This window comes from Methanoregula sp. (assembly GCF_003170075.1).
Taxonomy (GTDB): Archaea; Halobacteriota; Methanomicrobia; order Methanomicrobiales; family Methanospirillaceae; genus Methanoregula.
In genome coordinates this window covers 1-7,173 of sequence record NZ_PMZU01000011.1, presented here as the reverse complement: position 1 = coordinate 7,173, position 7,173 = coordinate 1, and the positions used below count along the sequence as shown (strand labels likewise).

Below are 7,173 nucleotides of genomic sequence, written 5' to 3'. Positions count from 1 at the left end.
AAACAATATATCATATCATTATAATCCTTTCTTCTGTTCGTTGACAAAAATCACAAGGTAATTCAGGATCAACCCGGTAATCACGAGAAGCATACCAAATATCAAAATAAATGCACTCCCCATAGAAAGAACATCATGGAAAACTCCGGTCGTGCGTAATTCAGCAAATACCCAAAGTTCAGCGAGGAAACCACATACAATAAGAATGCACCCTGGGATCCCAAATGCTAACAGAGGCCTCCGGTAACTGATCAACCCGATAATATAAGATAATACAAATATCCCATGTTTAAAAGGATTCTCGGTTGACGTATCCCCAATATCATACAGCACATTGATTGGCACTTCAGCAATCTTCAGGTTATGATCGCTGATCTGGAAGAGGACCTCGGAGCCTGCAGACATCCCTTTCCCGGACAAGTGGATCACATCGATCGCTTTCCGTCCATACGCGCGGAACCCACACTGTGAATCGCTGATATCAGCAACACCGGCCACCCTGGTCGCCCCGTCAAGGACTTTCATGCCGACTTTCCGGTAACCGGGAATATTCTTTTGGTTTCCACCAATAAACCGGGATCCGATGACAACATCAGCTTTGCATTCATCCAGTGCTTCAAGGAGTTTTTTGATGTCTTCCGGGTTATGCTGACCATCAGAATCAAGTATAACCAGGGTTTCAACCCGAAGTATCCGTGCGGTCTCAAATATCGTCTGGAGCGAAGCACCATAACCGAAATTTTTTTCATGCCGGACTACAATTGCACCAAGACACTTTGCAATTTCATTTGTTGCATCAACGGATCCATCGTCGACAACAAGCACTTGATCCACATATTTGCGTGCTCCGATGACTATTTTCGCAATGTATTTCTCCTCGTTGAAAGCAGGCATTGCGGCAAGAACTTTTATGGGCTTGGCTGATTTTGGTAAGACGCTTTCAGAACAAACTGCCGTCTTCAATGATGCCGGGAGATGTTCCCTGACCGTAGATTGAAAAGGATTGGCAGAATCGGAGATTGTCTGCATATACCGGGGCGTGCTTGTTTCGGACATGGATGATCGTGACCGCTATCTATTGGTTATCAGATACAGGAATAATCTATAGAGCACTTGTATTATAAAAACGATACGATTTTTGTAATACTATGGGCGAATACTGGACACCCCCCCCCCNNATCTCTTCCCTTTAACACCGGACGGGAAAGGACAATTCAGGCAGCTCACCCGGGAAATCCGGCGGCACGGGCATTACCGGGAGTTATCCCGCACAGCCTGCATACAGATCCTCACGATCCTCTCTGCCGCCTTCCCGTCACCATAGGGGTTCTTCCATGTCCGTGGTGCGTCCATCATGGTACCGGCAGCCTGCACGATCTTTTCAGCACCGGTACCGGCGAGCATGTTCGCACCGGCGTCGATGGTCTCGGGCCGTTCCGTGTTCTCGCGCAGGGTAACGCAGGGCACGTTCAGGATGCAGGCCTCTTCTTGGACGCCGCCGGAGTCGGTGAGNNGCTCGAGGAAATCGAGGTACCCGATAGGCTGGAGGACGGTAATGCCGTGCGGATCGATCCCGAACTCCTTTAACATCTTCTGCGTTCGCGGGTGCATCGGGAAGAGGACCGGCATGCCGTACTTGTCCGCGAGTGATTCAAGCGCAGCGATGATCCCCGTGAAATGGTGTTTCACATCAACATTTTCCTGGCGGTGGGCGGTTACCAGGAAATAGTGCCGGGGGGTAAGGCCCAAGTCATACAGGATCGCTGTACCCTTCCGCGCAATCTCCCGGTTCTGGAACACGGCGTCGACAACGGTATTGCCGGTGACGTGGATCTTCGCGGCATCAATCCCTTCATGGCGCAGGTTCCTGCGTGCCAGCCTGGTCGGGGCAAAGAGGAGATCGGCAATGTGGTCCGCGACAATCCGGTTGATCTCTTCCGGCATGCGCCGGTCAAAACTCCGCAGGCCGGCTTCCACGTGCCCGACCGGGATATGGAGTTTTGCTGCAGCGAGCGTGCCGGCGAGGACCGTGTTGGTATCGCCCTGCACGAGGACAATGTCCGGAGGATGAGCGGAGAGGATTCGCCCGGCACCGGCCATGATCTTCCCGGTCTGTTCCGCATGGCTGCCGGAACCGGCATCGAGGTTATTATCGGGAAGGGGGAGGTTGAGGTCCTCAAAAAAAATCCTGTCCATTTCATACGAGTAATGCTGGCCGGTATGCAGTACCGAGTACTCGATACCTTTCTTACGGCAGGCACGGATCACCGGCGCCATCTTGATGATCTCCGGCCGTGTGCCAAGAATGATGGTGATCATGAGAACAACCTGGTTCCGGATTATATTCTGGCTGTTGAAAAATATGGTTATCTGATCGCAGGTGTGGTTTTCCCCACCGGGCGATTACCGTTTCATCCGCGCGAAGAGCACGACGCCGATCGCAAGCGCCCCGGTCACGACCATGCTGTCGAGAGGGGCCTTTGTCGGGGCTGCGGACGGGGAAGCGACCTGCGCGATCGACGCGATCCTCGGTGTGCTGGTCACCTGCACGAGCGGTGTCGGGGTCGCCTGCTGCCCGGTTCCCGTAGCCGCAGGCTGGATGGTGCTCTCGGGTTTAAACGCCATAAGACCATAGGTGCCGGCCTGGTCAATCTCTGCATCTATGGACCCGTAACCCGGGGTGCTGGGCACGGCAGTCCACTGGCCGTTATTATACTCGCCGATAAAGTAGGCGTAACTGGTGCCCGGGCTGGCAGGTGCCGGGATCGCAAACGAGATCGTGGCGGGAGGGGAGAACGTGAGCGTGTCCGGCGCGATGGTATAAGGATCGTAGACCGAAAGCCATGTGTCAGGTACTCCGGTCGCCGTCACCATCAGCAGCCCGGCATAGTCCACGCCGGTTGCGGTCAGGGAGACTTTCTGGTCGGCTGAGGTGAATGTCTGCGGTGTGACCACGGGAGTTACCTGGGTCGTGCTGGAGACGACGGGATAATAGGTCGTGGTCCCGGAGGGGTTGGGTGTCGGTGTCCCGGTCTCTGTTGTTGTGCCGGATGGCTGTGCGGTCGTTGTCTGCGATACCCCCACTTGGGTGGTGGTATCGGTGGGTTGTACGGTCGTGGTCGTCTGGGTTATTCCTACCTGTGTGGTCGTACCCGTGGGCTGTGCAGTTGTGGTTGTCGTCTGGGTGATTGTTGTTACCGGGATCGTGGTCGTTGTGGCGAGACCTTTCCCGACGGTGATGGTCTTTGTGGGGAGCACCATCTGGTTGTCCACCATCGCAGTCACGCGGATGAGCCCGTTGTCAATGCCGTCAACCGTGAAGGTGATCTGTGAATTCGCAGGGCCCTTTTTTGTCCCGAGCAGGTTCATGGACGTTGTGATCATGGAACTCGAAGTCCCGGCCTGCCCCCCCAGCTGGATGTAATCATACAGGCCGTTTCCCATCGAGTAGGCCTGCGAGAGGGAAAAAAACCCGTTCGCGTCCGCACGGTTGCCGACATTCACCGTCGCACCATCATGCTTCTCGACCGAGAAGGACGTCATTTTTGTCCCCTGTGTCGTGACCGCGATCTGGCCGTTCTCCAGCGAGATGGGCATGTTGAAGTTATTCGTCTCGAAACTGAACCGTGAACCCGGGGTGACGGCAAACTGTCCATCCAGGAGCAGGGAGAATTGGGAACCATCGTTCAGGCCGTTCATGGTGATGGTGATGACCCCCCCGCGGCTGATGGCATCCGGGCTCTCGGAAATGCTGACCGCGGATACCGGGAGGGCAATGGCTATAGTAAACAGGAAAAGAGCTGCTATCATCCAGTATATAGGTTTTGATTTCATATTTTAATCACGTACCAAGTATAGTCAGGTTGAAACCAATATATTTTATTATATGTGACCACAAAACACTTGTCATCTTAAAATTTTTATAAAGGAGGGAAGGGGAAAAATGATACGGAGCTCTGCACGCACATGGGTAGTCCTGCTTGTGATCCTTCTGGCAATGGTACTGGCAATAGTTGTGCCGGTCAATGCCGTCGGATTACAAATCGATCTTGGCAAGACCTACTCCTTCAAGAACGTAAATATATCGACCATCGATGCGATTGACCTCGCGAATCCGTCCACATCGCAGGCCGTGATCAGTTCCACGGTTGGTGACAATTCTGATCTCCAGACCATCCACGCACCCGTGATCCGCCAGATGACGCGGGACTTTGTCACGACAACCGGGAGCATCAATGGCGTCACGGTCACCGTCAACGGGTCCACCATGTCGACCGTAGACTGGTCGGCAAAACCGGATTACCAGATCTATACCCAACCGGTCGTTCCGACGATAGATATCACGGTACCGGGAATGACGGGCAACCCCATCGTCACAAAATATAACGAGAGCTGGAACAAGGCCGATACCTCAAGTCTGAGTGGCCTCTTCCGGTCATCCAACGGTATATACATGTACAAGGTCGGTAGTGCCGTGAACATCAACGCCACCTCTAACGTGTATACTGCATATTACGATAACGGAATCCCCAATTGGAAAATCAACCAGAATGATCTCAACTATACCCTGAACGAGAATGCGGTTTCCCTTGGATCCTTCATTGGGGACAATAACCCTTCATTAGATATGGGATCTTCCCATCCCGAGATGCAAGCCGGCACCGGAAAATATTATGCCAGCGCAATATCCTATAACGCACCTGCAAAGACACTGAATGTCTATGCTCTCGACCCGGTCGTTGTCCTGAATGGCAGGACTCCGATTCTCTGGACAAACACTACGAGCTCGTATCCCGGCGGCATTGGCAACAAATTTGACTATGCCCAGGGATCCGGGGACATTACACTGAATTTCACCGGTACGAACCCCGACCTCACCCATATAAAAAATATCACGTACCTGTTCATCAACGATACCGCGCAATATGACATGTTCGTCCAGATCGATACCCAGAAACTTGCCCAGAACGCACAGAACGACTGGCAGAGCTCGTTCACCCCGGGCACTCACGTGATCGACCTCCTCTATAATGGCATCCAGCACGATGTCGGCGTCCCCTTCAACTATTCGATAACTGCTGTCGGCGGATCAATTCCCAACGCCTCGACGCAGTGGTCGTACATTGCCGTCACGCCCGGGTATGGGATATCGGGTAGTACCACCTCTGACCAAATCACTGTCCCTGCACTCAACATGTCGCAGCTCAACCCCGGCCTGTATGATGTCTACCTGATGGGTACCGACCAGAACAATGACATCGTCGCGCTCGACCAGGAGCAGGTGGTTGTCGGTGGCGGCACTCCCCCGCCGACCAATGCCCCGGTGCTGAATGTTACCGTAATGCAGACCTCGGGAGGGTTCCTCAACGCGGATCATATCATGCTGTTCAATAGCACAGGGTGGAGTGACAACACATCGCATGATAATATGGATTACGCAAACTTTGACAACCTGGTAATAGGCAATCAGTATACTGTCATGGTGGAAAAAGCCGGTTACCTCAACGTGACCGCGAATGTAACCGTAACCGGTCAGAACCCGCGGTGGGTGAACGTGACGCTGGCGCAGCTCGGGCAGATGTATACCCCGGTGACGGTATTGTCGGAGAACGGGACGGCGATTTTAAGTATTGCACGGTTTTATCAGCCACCGACCGGCGAGTGGAAAACCATTCCGGCTAACAAGCATAAGGAATTGCTGACGTATGATCTAACCATTACCGGGAATGATACGGTTGGGGTGGCAGTGGAAATTCCAATGCGGTTGACAGTAAATATGGTTGCAAACGGAAATCAGCCGATCACAGTAACGCTTGATGGATCAAATGTCCCGTACAAATTCGGAAACGGTATATTTACGGTTGATACTAATGGATACTTCACACAGAATAATGCAACCGTACAGGTGTTCGCTCCTGCCGGCAACAGTGGGAAGATCATCCACATCCAATTCGACGGTACGGTGAAAGGTGATGGAAATGGTGATGGCAAGGTTCTTGCAAATGATGCAACTATAGCTCTACGGACTGCTGCAAGATTACAGAATGTACCGCCGACCTATGATTATTTAGATGCTGGACCACCTTATGGAAGATTTACTGCAAATGATGCGACAATCATCCTACGAAATGCTGCAGGCATTTACGATTTTTAACCCAAACCTCAATTTTTTAGGACCTTGGTTAATGGTCATGATGTTGAAAATATAGAAACGGGTAACTATTTTTTCCGAATCTATAGGGTCGATGAAGCGGTTTTTTTAACATTTTCTGAAGTGTCATAGTGGGAGATATCAAACTCGAAATTGTTTTGTAGTTCTATCCATTGATATTCATGCATAATTGGTTAGAATTCCTTGTCCACCTCCTATAGAAAAGATAACCTTAATAAACCTAGACACAAAATCATACATATTTAGGGTTGATTATTTTGGTCACTCAGGTACGGTTAACTGGAGTTATTTTATTACTTATGCTGGTGTGCATAGGTTTTAGCAGTGCTAACGGAGTATTGAGCTTAAACTCGCCCACTGGGATTACGAATGGATCTACATCTGTGGTTACTGCTTCAATAAATAATGATAATTCCACAGATATAGGATCAATTCAATTTCAAGTGCAGTATGATCCCACAAAGATCAAGTATCAAAGCGCTTCCGTAGCTGGTCTTCCGACATCCACTGGTCTCATTAGCAATCCTACTGCCGACACAGTACAACTCACTTGGGCTGCTGCTCTTGGAACGTGTCTGCCTCAGGGATCTTCAAATATGATTCTTATCACGTTCCAGGCAATCCAACCATCATCAACCAGTAATTTGAACTTTACGCAGGTATCCATCTATGATGATACAGGACTTATTGAAGTAACAACTACGGGATCAACAAACGGCACCTTCTCCGTCGCTGCAATACCAGCCCCGACTGTTTCCTCAGCTGCCACCAATACCGCTGGAAATCTTATCACGATCGCCTTTAACAAAGCGATGGCAGACCCCACCGGCAAACAAGGACAATTCTCCTATAAGGTCAATGGTGGAGCTCCCCAGGCATTCAGTGCGGCGGCTCTCAATACAGACACAACCAAGATCGACCTGACTCCATCAGGTACGGCCATAGCACCTGGCAATACCGTGACCGTCAGTTATACAGTGGGAACAGTCGTTGCCGCTGAT

At 51.3% G+C, this 7,173-nt stretch carries 5 protein-coding genes; 2 read left to right on the top strand and 3 right to left on the bottom strand.

From position 1 onward, the window contains the following. Window positions 1-18: 18 nt before the first annotated feature. From QZN75_RS00830 to QZN75_RS00820, 3 genes are all read right to left on the bottom strand, one after another. Window positions 19-1,029: a glycosyltransferase family 2 protein gene (locus QZN75_RS00830; protein WP_292423508.1), complete on the bottom strand. Its 1,011-nt coding sequence runs from the start codon at window positions 1,027-1,029 to the stop codon at window positions 19-21. Between the two features lie 222 nt (window positions 1,030-1,251). Beyond that, window positions 1,252-2,319, bottom strand: coding sequence for a non-hydrolyzing UDP-N-acetylglucosamine 2-epimerase (gene wecB / locus QZN75_RS00825; RefSeq protein WP_292423505.1), 1,068 nt, complete (start codon window positions 2,317-2,319; stop codon window positions 1,252-1,254). Between the two features lie 84 nt (window positions 2,320-2,403). Beyond that, window positions 2,404-3,810, bottom strand: coding sequence for a hypothetical protein (locus QZN75_RS00820; RefSeq protein WP_292423503.1), 1,407 nt, complete (start codon window positions 3,808-3,810; stop codon window positions 2,404-2,406). A gap of 133 nt (window positions 3,811-3,943) precedes the next feature. Between QZN75_RS00820 and QZN75_RS00815 the strand changes: the two genes are divergently transcribed. Next, window positions 3,944-6,154 (top strand): hypothetical protein, encoded by a 2,211-nt coding sequence (locus QZN75_RS00815; protein WP_292423501.1) that lies wholly within the window; start codon window positions 3,944-3,946, stop codon window positions 6,152-6,154. Between the two features lie 317 nt (window positions 6,155-6,471). After that, a partial coding sequence (locus QZN75_RS00810; protein WP_292423499.1) for a cohesin domain-containing protein occupies window positions 6,472-7,173 on the top strand: 702 nt, incomplete at its 3' end.

Excerpts from the sequence above, each read along its gene's own strand:
- QZN75_RS00830 (WP_292423508.1), bottom strand. The coding sequence starts at position 1,029 with ATGCAGACAATCTCCGATTCTGCCAATCCTTTTCAATCTACGGTCAGG.
- QZN75_RS00820 (WP_292423503.1), bottom strand. The coding sequence starts at position 3,810 with ATGATAGCAGCTCTTTTCCTGTTTACTATAGCCATTGCCCTCCCGGTA.
- QZN75_RS00815 (WP_292423501.1), top strand. The coding sequence starts at position 3,944 with ATGATACGGAGCTCTGCACGCACATGGGTAGTCCTGCTTGTGATCCTT.